The sequence below is a fragment of the Pseudomonas migulae genome, assembly GCF_024169315.1.
Classification (GTDB): domain Bacteria; phylum Pseudomonadota; class Gammaproteobacteria; order Pseudomonadales; family Pseudomonadaceae; genus Aquipseudomonas; species Aquipseudomonas migulae_B.
The window spans coordinates 6308000-6322616 of record NZ_JALJWR010000001.1; the positions used below are offsets into that span (position 1 = coordinate 6308000).

Here is a 14617-nt window from a genome sequence, read left to right on the forward strand (position 1 = left end):
CGTGGTCGATGGGGCGAAGACTCAGTTGGAGATCACTGACACCGAGCGCACGGTGCCTTGGGACGAGGTGATGGTGGCGGTCGGGTTCACCGACGGGATCACCGTGGTGGTGTTGCTCACCGTCAGCCGCCAGCGACCGGTCACTGGCACCGTGGCGGTGCCCAGGGTTGCCAGCCCGGTCGGGGTGGAAACCCGCACGGTGATGGTGTTGCCGGTGATCACCGATGAGGTGCCCGCAAAGTCCCAGGTGAAGCGGTTGTTGGAGCGCGCCGACACCGTCGCCGTGGTCACCGTGAACGCTTCTGCCGGTGGCCGTGGCGAGACTTGCACCGTGACCGTGGCCGGTGTCACCGACAGAGCGCCGAAGTTGTCCCGGGCGATGTAGGTGAAGGTCGTGGTGAACGCCGTGGTAACAGTGGCCGGCGGGGTGTAGGTGAGCACCGTGCCGTTGCTGCTGACGGTGCCGCGACCGGCTGCTGGTTGGGTGAAACTGGCGACGGTCAGCGGCACGTTGCCTTCCGGATCGGTGTCGTTGAGCAGCACGTTGATCGGTACCGCCACGCCCAGCGTTGCGATGCTGTCGGCGACGGCCACCGGTGGCTGGTTAGGCGCCACGGTGATGGTCACGGTCGCTGCCGTGGTCGAGGCCAGGCCTTTGATGTCTTGAGCCTTGTAGGTGAAGGTTGTGGTCAGCGGTGCATTGACCACGGCTGGCGGGGTGTAGACCACTGCTGTCGTGCCGCTCAATGCCACGGTGCCTTGCCCGGCGGCTGGTTGGGTCAGCGCAGTGATGCTCAACGGCGTGTTGCCGTCCGGGTCGCTGTCGTTGGCCAGCAGGTTGAGGGTGATCGGCACCCCGAAGCTGGTGCTGCCGGTGTCGGCAACGGCCAGCGGAGCCTGGTTTTCACCGCTATTCGGTGCCGTTCCAACCACCACAACCGGTTCGGTGTCACTGCCACCCGCGGCGGACTTGAGGGTGACACTGGCCGGTGGCTGCGTCAGATCGGCAACCGTCAACCGTTGCAGGGTGCCGGTTTTGCTCAGACGTCCGTAGCCTTGGGCAACCATGTCCGGCACCACCACTTCGTCAGACGAAGTGGCTTCGATCAGCAGGCTGTGATTGCTCCAGTTGTAGCGAGCGGTCTGGATCTTCACCACGTCGGTGACTTTGCTTGACACCGCGGTTGGCCGGCTGGTGCCGCTCGGGTCGGTAGCGGTGACCACCACCACCGGAGGAACGGTAGTCCCTGTCAGGCGATGAGCGAAGAACTGGCCGGTGTTGTCGCCGAGCATGTTGACCAGGCATGGCGTCTGCGGTGGTCCGGGAACCAGGGCCACGGTTTCGCGGAAACACAGGCTCGAACTGTTGGACGATTTGCCAAACACCTCTACCCGGGTACTGCTCGTGCCGGGACCTGTAGCGGTGCGGCGGTAAGTGGCGCGGCCGATTTCCGCAGGGGTTTGCGCACGGCTGTCGAGGACTTTGCCGGACACGGTAAAGAGGTTGGTCTGGATGGTCCCGGCCGGGCCCTGGACACGCAGGAAGTTGTTGTTGAACGGACTGCCGGTGACCGCTTCGGTGAGGTTCGGATCGCCCACGTACGTTTCGATGGAGCCCGTGTCCGGGTTCACTTCGGTGTACGGACCGTTGACGCTGCGCAGGAAAGGCCCGACCTCGCCGTTGAGCGCACCCGAGAAGTTGCCCGGTGCGCCGATGCCGATATCGCGGGTGATGTTGATCGCCCGACGGCCCGGCGTGGTGACGTTGACCGTTTCCACGCCGTACGGGTGGGTGATGGTGTAGGTCCCCGCGACAGGAATGTTCACCCGCAGACGAATCCGCGCGAAGCTGGCCTGGTCGCCGTCGACCGGGTTTTCCGCAGCGAATGCCGCTTCGATCCCGGCCACGTAGGCATCCACGCCATAGCCTCCGACATCGTTGATGCTGGTCTCGGCGAGGAACCAGAACGCCTCCGGTGGCCAGTTATCCGGAAACACCATCGGCTGGGTGTCGTCGAAGATCCCAGGTTCCGGGTTCAGGATGCACATATAGGAGGGCGCGCCAGGAGCGCCGGGTGAGCGCGAGCTGGTCGCCCGCGACTGGCACAGTTCCAGCGACAGCAGATTGCTGTCCTGATACCACATGGGAAATTTCCCCGTGGCAAAGGTGTAGGGGCCGGTATCGACGGCATTGAGTTGCGCGAACGCACTGCCGGACAGCGAGAGCGTCAGCCCGAGCGCGTTGAGCGCGAAGCGTGGCCACTTGTTCATGATGCCTCCTGATGCGGATCTGGGCATGATAGCGTTCATTGCACGATGACCACTTCTTCGGTGTCGCTGCCGCCATTGGATGACGTCACCCGAACCTTGGCCGGTGGAATCGGCGAGATGCCGGTCGACAGGGATTTCTCTGCGCCGTTGCCACTGAGGGCGCCAATGGCGACACCCGTGCCGGAGGTGACGGTGAGTACCGGCGGCGACGTTTCATCGCTGGTCGACGCCACGACCGTGATTTGCCCGCTGCCGAGGCTGTACTCGGCCCGTGAAATCACCACCAGGTCGGTCAACGGCATGGACAGGGAGGTCGGCGTGCTGCTGGGGATGGCCAGATGGTTGTCGGCGGTCACCAGTAAATTGCTCGGCAACGTCGGGTTGGTGGCTGACTGGACGTACCAGTGGCCGGTGGTATTGGCCTCGGTCAAGTGCAGCGCCGGGGTGTTGCTGTCCAGGGTCACGGTGGCCGGCGGTGGCGGGGCCAGGACGAAGACATCCTGTTGGGCCACCGGGGCGCTGGTGCCGGGCTTGCGTGAGTAAGTGCTGCGTTCGGCAATGATCGGAGTGGGTCGAGTCACGGTCGATAACTTGCCGGAAATGGCCATCACCGTGGTGCGCAGGTCCAGTCCGTTAGGTCCTTCAATGCGGATGTAGTTGGTGTTGAAAGGGCTGCCGGTGAAAGCCTCTTCCACGTTCGGGTCACCCACGAATTGCTCGGCCGAACCGGTGACCGGGTTGGTCTCGGTATAGGGGCCATTGACGCTGCGCAGGAACGGGCCAATGTCGCTTTTGAGTGCGCCGTCATAGGTTTTCGGCGAGCCGATACCAATGTCCCGGGTCATGTTGATCGCACGACGCCCGGGGGTATCGACGTTGAACACATCGACGCCGTAGGGATGAGTGATGACATAGGTGCCCGCGGTGGGCACGTCGACCCGAATACGGATACGGCCAAAACTGACCTGGTCGCCTTCAACCGGATCTTCGGCGGCGAAGGCTGCTTCGACGGCGCTGACATACGTCAGGTCGATGCCCCGTGCCGCGTCGACGATGGCTCCGTCGCCGGTGAACCAGAACGATTCATCGGGAAAGTTGGTCGGGAAAACGATGGGCTGCGTGTCGTCGAAAACACCGGGGGTCGGATTCAAAAGGCACATGTAGGAGGGCGCACCGGGCGCGCCCGGTACCCTGGAACTGACGGCCTTGGACAGGCAAAGATCGAGGGTCCGACCGTGGGAGTCCTGGTACCAGGCAGCGAACGAACCATTGGCGGGTACATAAGGCCCCGGGTCGACAGCGAACAGCGCTGCCTGCGTGACGCCTTGGGCCAGAGCGGACACGACCAGGGCGATCGCGCTTTTGGACAGTAAAGGGTGCATGAGTATTCCCTCTATCAGAGACCTGCCCGTGGGGATGGGTCAGTTGAGGGTCCTTCGGCAACTTCCATACCAATCGCTGAAAAAGGCCGCCAGAGGCCCGTAATCAGGGCTTGTCAGGCTCAGACGATGGCTGCTTGGCATTCGGGCATACGGGCTTCTGTCCCCAGCATTGGGGGTAGATGGGGAGAGGAGGCAGGCTGGGGAAGTGCGGTCCCAGGGTCGGGCAAACAGCCATGAGTGGGCTATAACCAATGGGGGGAACCGCCGAGAAGTACGCCCATGAACTTGCCTACGCAAACGCTCCCGTCCGAGGAGGGCACTCGCCTGAGCTCGCGCAAACAGCCATTCAATTTGCTGCGCTGGTTTTCGCTCACCAGCATGGCGGTGATCGGCACGGTGGCGGTGGCGCTGGGCGCCGTGTCCTCGCGGTTCGTGATTACCGAAAGCGTACAGCGCGATGCGATGTTGACCTCGCAGTTCATTCAGACGATCGCTTACGCCGAGATGCGTCATGTGTCGATTCCGAATGTGCGAACCATGGGCGAGCTGCTGGACCCGCGCAGGGACAGGGATTTCCCGGACGTCGACCCGCTGGACCGCGCCAGTGTCCGGGGAGAATTTCTCGACCACATCGAGCACCTGCCGGACGTGATCCTGGCCAACATCTATGCGCCCGATCGCATGGTGGTCTGGTCGACAAACCCGACATTGATGGGAACCACGATCCTCGACGATGAAGACCTGGAGCAGGCGTTTGCCTCCATGAAGCCGGTGTCGACCAGCTATCACAATGTCGACAAGACACGCATGGAACAGAAGTTCATATCGCCACCGGAGTTCATCTTCATCGAAAACTACATTCCGCTGTTCGATGTCGATGGCAAGAACGTCACCGCAATGGTGGAGATCTACAAGGAACCGAAGGACCTGATCGACCGCATGGAGCGCGGCCTGGTGTTGATCTGGCTGGCCACCGCACTGGGCGGCGGGCTGATTTACCTGGGGCTGTACTGGATCGTGCGCCGGGCGGCGATGCTGCTGGCGGAGCAACAAAAACAATTGATTGCCAACGAGACGTTCGTTGCCCTGGGTGAGATGTCGTCGGCGGTGGCCCACAGTTTGCGTAATCCGTTGGCGACCATTCGCTCAAGCGCCGAGCTGGCGCTGGAGTTCGACAGCGGCCCGGCGCACAAAAACATCACCGACATCATCGGCCAGGCGGATCGCATGTCGAAATGGATAAGGGAACTGCTGCAATCCTTGCGCCCGCTCCATGACGAGCCCGAACCGGTGAACCTGGTGGCGGCGTTGCACGACAGCCTTATGGCTTTCGAACGGCAGATCGCCAGCGCCGGGGTTCACGTGGTGTTCGAGCCGAAGGACACGCCGATGGTCCTGAGCCAGCCAATCCAGTTGTCGCAAATCCTCAACAGTTTGCTGGCCAATGCGCTGGAAGCCATGGACAAGGGGGGCACGCTGACCATCACCCTGGAGCCCACTGATGCCCGAGGCACCAGTGTGGTTGTGAGGGACACGGGCAAAGGCATGAGCGAGGAACAACGCAACCTGGCCTTCCGGCCGTTTTTCACCACCAAGCAAGGCGGGCTGGGTGTCGGACTGGTGCTGGTCAAACGAATCATGGAACGCTACGGCGGTGCCGTGAGCCTTGAAAGTTGTGAGGGCGAGGGCACCTGTGCACGCCTGTCATTCAAGCGGATTCCCTGAAATGGGGATGAACTTTCCCCGGTAGCGGGTGTCCTTCCCCAGTCGTTTTTTCGGGTATGGCAAATTGATGTTGATAAGCCATTGTTTCGCTGGGTATTAATGCTTTGTATAAAGTTGTTACAGATCTGGCGAGTTCCTTGCAAAACCTCCATTACCCCCTTCACAACTTCGAGGCGGCTGGTGATGGACAGAAAAGCGCGGCACCCCTGCAATAGGCTTGGCCTTCTGACGCCCCTGAGCGTCCTTGTCGCAATGATGCTCGGCACAACGAGCCTGCGCGCCGGCCCGATCGACGACGAAGGACAGCCCGGACCGTCCGACCCTTCGGCGTACTACGACGAACCGGCTGACAGACAGGGAGCCTTGAACGCCATTTTGACCATGCCTCCGGCCAACCTGGATGCCTTCGACTTGCCGGCTGGCGTCAAAGGCGACCGAGACACCCCACTCAAGGAAAACATCCTGCCGCCGGCGGTGCAGACCAGCTTCAATTACCCCACCAACGGAAAACCCAGTCCGCTGTATGGTGCGTTGCCGTTTACTCAGCCACTGGCGCTGTTCGAAGAATTCGGCCTGGAAAAACTCGACCCCACGACACCGGCGGCGCTGTTGCCGTTTCCACCCGCCGCGATCGGACCGCTGCCGCAACAAGATCCCACCAGCGTCGCTCGTAGTGCCCCACCGAGTGCGTCGCTCGACGCGTTCTTGCGTCAACCAGGCTTGACTCCGTTCCCCAGCCATTATTCCAACGTGGTCGACCGCAACCCCTGGCAGAAGCAGATTGAGTTTTTCCTCAACCGCCGTATCGGCTCGTCGGCGGAAGGCCGTCCGCCAGGAAAAGGCTGGTCGCACCAGCGCTGGAACGAGTTTTACCCGCAGGTGGCTTACAAGACCGTGCAAACCGGCGCACGGGTGAATACCGGCTTGCGTGACAGTCGTCAGATGCACCGCTATGCCATGGGTGAATTTGGCCCTGGTGGCCTCTATTACAACGTGGCTGGCGTGCCGGCGACCGCAGGCACCTCCAAAGGATTTGAACCGCGTTTTCACCCGAAAATGCCAGTGCAGAACCACAAATCGGTCTGGACCTTCGACGGCACCCTGCCGCCCAAATTGCTCATGGTCCGTTATGGGCAACCGGTGCTGATGCGCCATTACAACGGCTTGCCGATCGATCCGTCGGCGAACATGGGTTTTGGCCTGCACACCATCACCACCCACGAACACAACGGTCACGTACCGGCGGAAAGCGACGGTTATGCCAATGCGTTTTTCTTCCCCGGGCAATTTTACGACTATCGCTGGCCGATCCAGTTGGCTGGCTACGACAGCATCAACACCAAGGCTGAAGACCCGCGTGCAGCCTTTCCGTGCTCACCGGGTGAAACTCTGTGGACCAACGACCTCAGCCCCGGCCGCAAGACTTGCGACAACGGCATGATCAAGGTCCGCGGCGACTGGCGCGAAACCATGAGCACCCACTGGTTCCACGACCACATGCTCGATTTCACCGCGCAGAACGTCTACAAGGGCAACGCGGCGATGATGAACTACTACAGCGCCCTGGACCGCGGCAATGAGTCCGTAAATGACGGCGTCAACCTGCGCCTCCCCAGCGGCAGCGCCTTGCCCTGGGGTAACCGCGACTACGACGTCAACCTGATGTTTTCCGACAAGGCATGGGATAAGAACGGTCAACTGTGGTTCAACCCCTTCAACACTGACGGCTTCCTCGGTGACCAGGTACTGGTCAACTGGAGGTGGAAACCGACCCTGGACGTGCGTGCGCGCAGCTATCGCTTCCGCATGCTCAATGGTTCAGTGTCGCGCTACTTCAAAATGGCGCTGGTGCGCGAGATCAAGGGCACCACCGGCGAGTTCCCAGGGCCTGCCGGGTCGGGCGTGTCGTATGCCCGGGTGCCGTTCCACATGATTGCCAACGACGGCAATATCATGGAACACAGCGTGCCGTTCGACGGCAGCATGGACCTGGATGCCGACGGTGATAAACAGAACCACAACGCGATCCTGCCAACCCTGGGCATCGCCGAGCGTCACGACATCATCGTCAACTTCGCGAAAAACGGGATCAAGGCGGGCGACAAGCTGTTCTTCGTCAACCTGCTGGTGCACGAAGACGGCAAGGGTCCGGAAGAACCCGTCTCCCTGGCTGACGTGCTGTCCGAGAAATACAAGGCGATCATCAAGCAAACCAGCAAGGGGCCGAAATGGGAAGACGGTGATCCGGTGGTAGGCAAGGTGTTGCAACTCAACGTCAAGGCTTACACCGGTCAGGACCTGGCCATGGACCCGGCCGCTTATGAACCGGCCAAACCGGGCAAGGCTGCGGGCTTGATGATGATCCCGTTGAAGATTCACTACGACAATGCTGCCGACAAGGCGCTGCTGGCCAAATCCCGCCACCGCACCTACACCTTTGGCCGTTCCGACGGCACCGATGAAGCGCCCTGGACGATCAAGACCGACGGCGGCTTCGGGTTTCGCATGGACCCGCGCCGGCTGAACACCTCGACCAAACTGGCCAGCGGTCCGACCGACGCCGGCGTCACGGGTTTCGGCACGCTGGAGGTGTGGCACATCAAGGGCAGCGGCACGGGCTGGAGCCACCCGGTGCACGTGCACTTCGAGGAAGGGATCATCCTCAGCCGTGGCGGCAAGGCACCACCGGAATGGGAAAAATGGGCACGCAAGGACGTGTATCGCATCGGTTCGGAAAAGGATGGTACGGACAATGTCGAGATTGCGATCAACTTCCGCGAATTCGCCGGCACCTACATGGAGCACTGCCACAACACGCAACACGAGGACAACTCCATGTTGCTGCGGTGGGACCTTGAGAAACCGGGGCAACTGCAGTTGATGCCGACTCCGTTGCCGAGCTGGGATGGCGTGCGCTACGTAAACTCTGCGGCGCTGCCAACCTTCCGCACCGGCGACGGCTACGGCACCAAAGCAGAGGTCACACCATGATTCGCAGGGGAGCCGACATGACATCACGTACGCCGCGCTCCCGCGCCCTGGGCATGCACCTGATTTTGCTGCTGGTCACCTGTGGGCTGGCCGCTTGGGTGCTGCTCGCTCATGAAGGTGAACTGTCGCCGACGGAGGAATCGGCGACACCCTGGGGCGGTGATTACTTCCCCAATACCTTGCTGACCAACCAGGACGGTCGGCAGGTGCGTTTTTTCGATGACCTGATCAAGGGCAAAGTGGTGGTGATCAACTTCATCTTCACCACGTGCAGCGACTCCTGTCCGCTTGAAACCGCGCGCCTTCGCCAGGTGCAACAGTTGCTGGGTGGGCGGGTTGGCCAGGACATTTTTTTCTACTCGATCAGCATCGACCCGTTGAGCGATACACCCGAAGTGCTCAAGGCCTACTCGCAACGGTTCAAGGTCGGACCGGGCTGGCAGTTTCTCACCGGCGAATTCGAGGCCGTTACCGACTTGCGCAAAAAGCTCGGGCTGTTCATCGAAGGCGTCGACAACGGCCGCAGCAAGGACCACAACCTGAGCCTGATCGTGGGCAACCAAAGTACCGGTCGCTGGATGAAAGCCTCACCGTTCGAGAATCCGTGGATCCTCGCCGATCAGTTGGCCAATACCTTGCAGAACTGGAAGCAACCCAGCATTGAAGAAAATTATGCCGATGCGCCCGAGATCCGCCCACCGAGCAACGGCGAAGAGTTGTTCCGTACCCGTTGTGCGTCGTGTCACAGCCTCGGGCCGCAAGACGGGCAGGGCATCGGCATGCGCAGCATCGGCCCGGACCTGATCGGCGTGACCCGTCTGCGGGAGCCCGCCTGGCTCAATCGCTGGATCCGCGAACCGGATCGCATGCTCGCCGAAAAGGACCCGATTGCGCTGGAGCTGTTTCAACGCTTTGACCGGATCCCGATGCCAAACCTGCGCCTGGATGAGCGCTCGGCGCAGTCCATCGTCGAATTCCTGCAGGAGGAAACCGATCGTCAGCAACCGTTGCAGGCCGCGCAGGTTCCATAGCGACTAATTACTGATATCGAGCCGTCAGGCGCGATCAATGCCACCTACACTGATCCGAAACGCCACGGAAAAGGCTTTATGCCAGCCACCAGGACCCGCCCATGCAGATACTCGAACAACACAAAGTAGCTGCGCCGCCGAACACGCCGGTGGGAGACGCGGGCTGGCGGGGCCGCTTCAATCTTCTGCGCTGGTTCTCCATCGGCAGCTTCTTGATCATCGCCGTCGTGGCGTTGGGGCTTGGCTACATTTCCACGCGTTTCGTGGTCGAGGAGAGCATCAAACGCGATTCCATGCTGACCGCGCAATTCGTTCAGGCCATCGGTGACGCCGAAATCCGCCACGCATCGATCAACCCGAACAGAACCATGGGCGAAATGCTCGACCCGCGTCAGGACAACGCCTACCCCGATGTCAATCCGGGCGCCCGTGCCGCCTCGCGCAACGAGTTTCTCGATCATGTAGGGCATCTGCCGGACATGCTGCTGGCCACGGTGTACGCGCTGGATCGCACCGTGGTCTGGTCGACCAACCCGGAGTTGATCGGCGTGCGAATTGAAGATGACGAGGAGCTGGACGAATCGTTCGAGATGAAGGAAGCCGTGTCCACCAGCTACCACGAGATCGATGAAGAACGTCCCGAGCAAAGACTGCTGCGCGAGCCGGAGTATCTGTTCATCGAAAACTACATTCCGATGTTCAATTCCGACAGGAGCAAGGTCATCGCCATGGTCGAGGTCTACAAGGAGCCGGTTGATCTGGTTGCGCGCATCCAGCGTGGTTTCAAGTCGATATGGGTGGCGACCGTGCTCGGCGGGGCCGTTATCTACCTCGGGCTGTTCTGGATTGTGCAGCGTGCCGCCAAGCTGCTCGAAAGCCAGCAGAAACAGCTGATCGCCAACGAAACCTTCGTGGCCCTTGGGGAAATGTCCTCGGCCGTGGCCCACAGTTTGCGCAATCCGCTGGCGAACATTCGCTCCAGCGCCGAACTGGCCCAGGAAATCGCCAGCCAGAGCTCACAGAAAAACATCGGCGACATCATCAGTCAGGTCGATCGCATGTCGCGCTGGGTTCGCGAGCTGCTGGTGTCGTTGCGGCCGATGACTGACGAGTATGAAGCGGTGGATCTGGTGCTCGCCATCGACGACACCCTGAGTGCGTTCGACGCGCTGATCAACCGCTCCAATGTCGACGTTCGTTTCACCCCCAACGCCTGCCCGCCGGTAGTCAGCCAACAGGTGTTGCTCACGCAGATTCTCAATAGCCTGTTTGCCAACGCTCTGGAAGCCATGCCCAAGGGCGGTCTGCTGAGCATCGAGATTGAATCGCCGCAAGCCGGACACGTGCGTATGACCCTGAGCGATACCGGCAAGGGCATGACCAAACAGCAGCAGCAAATGGTCTTCAAGCCGTTTTTCACCACCAAACAAGGCGGGTTGGGCGTGGGCCTGGCCCTGGTCAAACGAATAATGGAACGCTTCGAGGGCTCGGTCGAACTGACCAGTCAGGAGCAGCAAGGGACCCGCGTCAGTCTTAATTTTAAAGTGGCAACGGGAGGGGTATATGGGGCAGAGCATTCTGCTGGTCGAGGATGATGAACTCCTCGCCGAGAACATTCAGACCTACCTGGAACGCAAAGACTTCGAGGTGACGGTCTGCCACTCGGCTGAAGAGGCGCTGGAGCAAATGCGCACGGTCGCTCCGGACGTGGTGCTGACCGACAATTCGCTGCCGGGCATGAGCGGGCACGATCTGATCCAGAAGCTGCGCATCAGCGCGCCGGACCTGAAAGTGATCATGATGACCGGCTACGGCAATGTCGAAGACGCCGTGGTGGCGATGAAAGAGGGCGCGTTTCATTACGTCACAAAACCGGTGGCGTTGCCGGAGCTCAAGCTGTTGCTGGACAAGGCCCTGGCCACCGACCGGATGGAGCGCACGTTGTCGTTCTATCAGGAACGTGAAGCGCAGAAGTCAGGGGTGCAGGCCTTGATCGGCGAATCAGGGCCGATGCTCTATCTGAAAAGCACGATTGGTCAGCTGCTCGACGCCGAGCGCCGGATGGCCAACACCGATCTGCCGCCCGTACTGGTGGAAGGCGAGACTGGCACCGGGAAAGAACTGGTGGCCCGCGCGCTGCATTTTGACGGTCCGCGTGCCAAGGGGCCGTTCATTGAATTCAACTGTGCATCGATTCCTTCCAACCTGGTGGAGTCGGAGCTGTTCGGTCACGAGAAGGGCGCGTTCACTGACGCGAAGGACCGTCGCGTCGGCCTGGTCGAAGCGGCCGATGGCGGCACGCTGTTTCTTGATGAAGTGGGTGAAATGGACCTGCTGCTGCAAGCCAAACTGCTGAAGCTGCTGGAAGACCGGACCATTCGCCGGGTCGGATCGGTGAAGGAGCGCAAGGTCGATTTACGGGTAATCAGCGCCACCAACTGCAACCTTGAGCAAATGGTCCAGCAGGGCAAGTTCCGCCGCGACCTGTTCTTCCGCCTGCGCATCATTTCGATCAAGGTGCCGCGCCTGTACGCCCGTGGTGAAGACATCCTGCTGCTGGCCCGGCATTTCCTGGCGATCCATGGCAAACGCTATGGCAAACCGAACCTGTATTTCAGTGATCAGGCCGAAGATTTGTTGCTCAGCTACACCTGGCCGGGCAACGTGCGCGAACTGCGCAACATGCTCGAACAAACCGTGCTGCTGGCCCAGAGCGACACCATCGCCGCCCACCAGTTGAACGTCTGCCTGAGCCTGGTAGATGAACCGCTGGCGATGCCGGAGGCGCCACACCACAGCGAGCCACGACCGGTCTACAACGGCAACGAGTCGATGAACCTGCCGGAAGTGGAGCGCGACATGGTGCGCAAGATGCTCGACAAGACCGACTGGAATGTCACCAAGTCCGCACGGCTGCTGGGCCTGAGCCGCGACATGCTGCGCTACCGGATCGAAAAACTCGGCCTCGCGCGCCCGGACAAACGTCAGTGGTAAACGGGCGTCGCCTGGCCCTGGCGACTGAGGCAGGCCAGCAGGCACGTGGGGTCGATGACTTCTTCGTTCACGTAGACGCCGCGTTCGGCGTCGTAGGAGCGGATGAACACCCGGACGGTGGCATCTGCGACCGTCGGCAACCGTGAGTCGGAGAACTCATGCTGGCTGGCGATCGGGATGAAATCCGGAGGGGCTGTCGGGATGTACGAGCGCGGCGGCACGGTGCTCAGGGTCGGCGGAACGGGGTGGGCGAACGGCTGGTTTTCCCCGTAATAGTTGAACTCGCTGCTGTACTCGGACGTGGGTACCAGGCTGTCTTGCGCGTGAACGCCGGTGGCGGCGGTCAGGCAGAGGGCGAACATCAGCGGCAGATCGGTGTGTTTCATGGCTGCACCTGCGAAATCGTTTTCCCGCATTTCCCCAAGGTCATTAACTATAGCTGCCGGACGTGGGCGATGCCTGGCTTACAACATTCCAACAAACGCCACATGGGTTTTTCAAAAACGCTGATCTAGACTCGGGCCGGTCTGATAACCCCCGAGTTCTGGAGTGTGCAATGGAAATGCCGTCAAAAGAAAAGGCCATCGCCAGCAACCGCGATGCCTGGAATGACTCCGCCCGACACCACAAAGACAATCCCGAATGGCCCTCACTTCTGAAGGCGGTCACTCAAGGCGATTTTTCCTGCATCGATGACACCTTGCGCGGTGTGCTGGAACAGGTCGGCGTCGACGGCAAGGCCGTGGTGCAACTGGGCTGCAACAACGGGCGCGAAAGTCTTTCACTGTTTGCGTTGGGAGCCCGCAGTGTCGTCGGCATTGACCAGTCCGAGGCCTTTCTCGAACAGGCGCGGGAGCTGGCGTCACGCTCACCGCACGCACCCGAGTTCATCGAGGCCGATATCCATCGTCTGCCGAGCGAACTGCATGGCCGGTTCGATGTGGCGCTGATCACCATCGGCGTCCTGAACTGGATGCCGGACATCGGCGAATTCTTCCGCCACGTCGCACACACCCTCAAGCCCGGCGGCGCGCTGGTGGTGTACGAAACCCATCCGTTCCTGGAGATGTTCGACCCCGAAGCCGCTGATCCGTATGGTTTGGCCAGTTCCTACTTTCGCAGCGAGCCATTCGTGCAAGACCAGCCGATCGTCTACGAAGGCAAGGTCGAGCAGCAGGCTGCGACGTCCTACTGGTTCGTCCACACGTTGGGCGCGATCTTCACCGGCGCCATCGAGGCGGGGTTGCAGATCAGCCACTTCAAGGAGTATCCGCACTCCAATCGTGAGGAGCTGTATGACCGCTATGAGAAGCACGCGGCGCAGTTGCCGTTGTGTTTTACGTGGGTGGCGTTGAAGCATTGAGACCAAATCGGTAACACCGCTGTACCTGTGGGAACGTGGCTTGCCCGCGAAGAGGCCGGCCCATTCAATGCACATGCAAAGGTTCATGATCGTTCCCACCAGCCTCCAAGATCAGATTGGCGGCGGCAGGGCCGACAAAACCCATGCAGGCCCGCTATCCTTTGCCCCACGCCCCTCATTCAGGTCCACCCATGCTTCAGGTCCAAGGCGTCTTCAAAAGCTACGCCACTCCGCAAGGTCCGCTGCCGGTGTTGCAAGGTGTCGACCTGACGCTCAAACCCGGCAGCAGCCTGGCGTTGATGGGCGAGTCGGGCAGCGGCAAGAGCACCTTGCTGCACCTGATCGCCGGGCTGGACAAGGTCGATCGCGGCAGCATCCGCAGTGGTGTGCATCAGCTGGATCAGATGAACGAAGGGCAACTGGCGAACTGGCGGCGGACTGAAATCGGTCTGGTGTTCCAGCAGTTCAACCTGATCGGCAGCTTGCGCGTGGAGGACAACCTGGCGTTCCAGGCGCGGCTGGCCGGGCGGCACGATCCGCGCTGGCAGGCGCATCTGGTGCAGCGCCTGGGGTTGGGGGATTTGCTGCGGCGTTATCCGGAGCAGTTGTCCGGCGGTCAACAGCAGCGGGTTGCACTGGGGCGGGCGCTGGCGTCGCAACCCAAACTGCTGCTGGCCGACGAACCCACCGGCAGCCTCGATGAAGCCACCAGCGATGAAGTGCTGAAGTTGTTGCTGGAGCTGCTCGACGACAGCCCCACGACGTTGTTGATGGTCACTCACAGCCCAAGGGTGGCGGCGCGACTGGCGGAGAAAGTGGTGTTGCACCGTGGTCGCCTGGCTGGCGCGGACGATCGCTGA

At 61.1% G+C, this 14617-nt stretch carries 10 protein-coding genes; 7 read left to right on the plus strand and 3 right to left on the minus strand.

The genetic code is table 11. The features are described 5' to 3' along the window. Window positions 1-21: 21 nt before the first annotated feature. Window positions 22-2271 (minus strand): Ig-like domain-containing protein, encoded by a 2250-nt coding sequence (locus J2Y86_RS29115; RefSeq protein ID WP_253439571.1) that lies wholly within the window; start codon window positions 2269-2271, stop codon window positions 22-24. A gap of 35 nt (window positions 2272-2306) precedes the next feature. Continuing rightward, window positions 2307-3653, minus strand: a complete 1347-nt coding sequence (locus J2Y86_RS29120; protein WP_253439573.1) for a hypothetical protein — start codon at window positions 3651-3653, stop codon at window positions 2307-2309. A gap of 279 nt (window positions 3654-3932) precedes the next feature. Here J2Y86_RS29120 and J2Y86_RS29125 point away from each other — a divergent pair, with 279 nt between their 5' ends. The 5 genes from J2Y86_RS29125 (at window position 3933) to J2Y86_RS29145 (ending at window position 12394) form a co-directional block, all read left to right on the plus strand. Then, window positions 3933-5378, plus strand: a complete 1446-nt coding sequence (locus J2Y86_RS29125) for a sensor histidine kinase (protein ID WP_253439574.1) — start codon at window positions 3933-3935, stop codon at window positions 5376-5378. Between the two features lie 183 nt (window positions 5379-5561). Continuing rightward, window positions 5562-8369 carry a multicopper oxidase domain-containing protein gene (locus J2Y86_RS29130; protein ID WP_253439577.1) on the plus strand — a complete coding sequence of 936 codons (2808 nt, stop codon included), beginning with the start codon at window positions 5562-5564 and terminating at the stop codon, window positions 8367-8369. Window positions 8370-8386: 17 nt separating this feature from the next. Further along, window positions 8387-9400 (plus strand): SCO family protein, encoded by a 1014-nt coding sequence (locus J2Y86_RS29135; protein WP_253439579.1) that lies wholly within the window; start codon window positions 8387-8389, stop codon window positions 9398-9400. Window positions 9401-9501: 101 nt separating this feature from the next. Continuing rightward, window positions 9502-10995 (plus strand): sensor histidine kinase, encoded by a 1494-nt coding sequence (locus tag J2Y86_RS29140; protein WP_253439581.1) that lies wholly within the window; start codon window positions 9502-9504, stop codon window positions 10993-10995. Next, window positions 10964-12394, plus strand: coding sequence for a sigma-54-dependent transcriptional regulator (locus J2Y86_RS29145; protein WP_253439583.1), 1431 nt, complete (start codon window positions 10964-10966; stop codon window positions 12392-12394). The genes J2Y86_RS29140 and J2Y86_RS29145 overlap by 32 nt, the downstream gene beginning before the upstream one ends. Here J2Y86_RS29145 and J2Y86_RS29150 read toward each other — a convergent pair. Beyond that, window positions 12385-12780 (minus strand): hypothetical protein, encoded by a 396-nt coding sequence (locus J2Y86_RS29150; RefSeq protein WP_253439585.1) that lies wholly within the window; start codon window positions 12778-12780, stop codon window positions 12385-12387. The two genes, J2Y86_RS29145 and J2Y86_RS29150, sit on opposite strands and share 10 nt — an antisense overlap. Window positions 12781-12950: 170 nt before the next feature. Between J2Y86_RS29150 and J2Y86_RS29155 the strand changes: the two genes are divergently transcribed. Together J2Y86_RS29155 and J2Y86_RS29160 are read left to right on the plus strand one after the other, a co-directional pair. Then, window positions 12951-13757 carry a class I SAM-dependent methyltransferase gene (locus J2Y86_RS29155; RefSeq protein ID WP_253439587.1) on the plus strand — a complete coding sequence of 269 codons (807 nt, stop codon included), beginning with the start codon at window positions 12951-12953 and terminating at the stop codon, window positions 13755-13757. A gap of 191 nt (window positions 13758-13948) precedes the next feature. Further along, complete coding sequence (locus J2Y86_RS29160; RefSeq protein ID WP_253439589.1) at window positions 13949-14617, plus strand: ABC transporter ATP-binding protein; 669 nt, start codon at window positions 13949-13951, stop codon at window positions 14615-14617.

Bases quoted from the DNA above. Each gene is read 5' to 3' on its own strand.
- J2Y86_RS29130 (WP_253439577.1), top strand. From the start codon at position 5,562: ATGGACAGAAAAGCGCGGCACCCCTGCAATAGGCTTGGCCTTCTGACG.
- J2Y86_RS29120 (WP_253439573.1), bottom strand. From the start codon at position 3,653: ATGCACCCTTTACTGTCCAAAAGCGCGATCGCCCTGGTCGTGTCCGCT.
- J2Y86_RS29145 (WP_253439583.1), top strand. From the start codon at position 10,964: ATGGGGCAGAGCATTCTGCTGGTCGAGGATGATGAACTCCTCGCCGAG.
- J2Y86_RS29115 (WP_253439571.1), bottom strand. From the start codon at position 2,271: ATGAACAAGTGGCCACGCTTCGCGCTCAACGCGCTCGGGCTGACGCTC.
- J2Y86_RS29135 (WP_253439579.1), top strand. From the start codon at position 8,387: ATGACATCACGTACGCCGCGCTCCCGCGCCCTGGGCATGCACCTGATT.
- J2Y86_RS29140 (WP_253439581.1), top strand. From the start codon at position 9,502: ATGCAGATACTCGAACAACACAAAGTAGCTGCGCCGCCGAACACGCCG.
- J2Y86_RS29150 (WP_253439585.1), bottom strand. From the start codon at position 12,780: ATGAAACACACCGATCTGCCGCTGATGTTCGCCCTCTGCCTGACCGCC.
- J2Y86_RS29160 (WP_253439589.1), top strand. From the start codon at position 13,949: ATGCTTCAGGTCCAAGGCGTCTTCAAAAGCTACGCCACTCCGCAAGGT.
- J2Y86_RS29155 (WP_253439587.1), top strand. From the start codon at position 12,951: ATGGAAATGCCGTCAAAAGAAAAGGCCATCGCCAGCAACCGCGATGCC.
- J2Y86_RS29125 (WP_253439574.1), top strand. From the start codon at position 3,933: ATGAACTTGCCTACGCAAACGCTCCCGTCCGAGGAGGGCACTCGCCTG.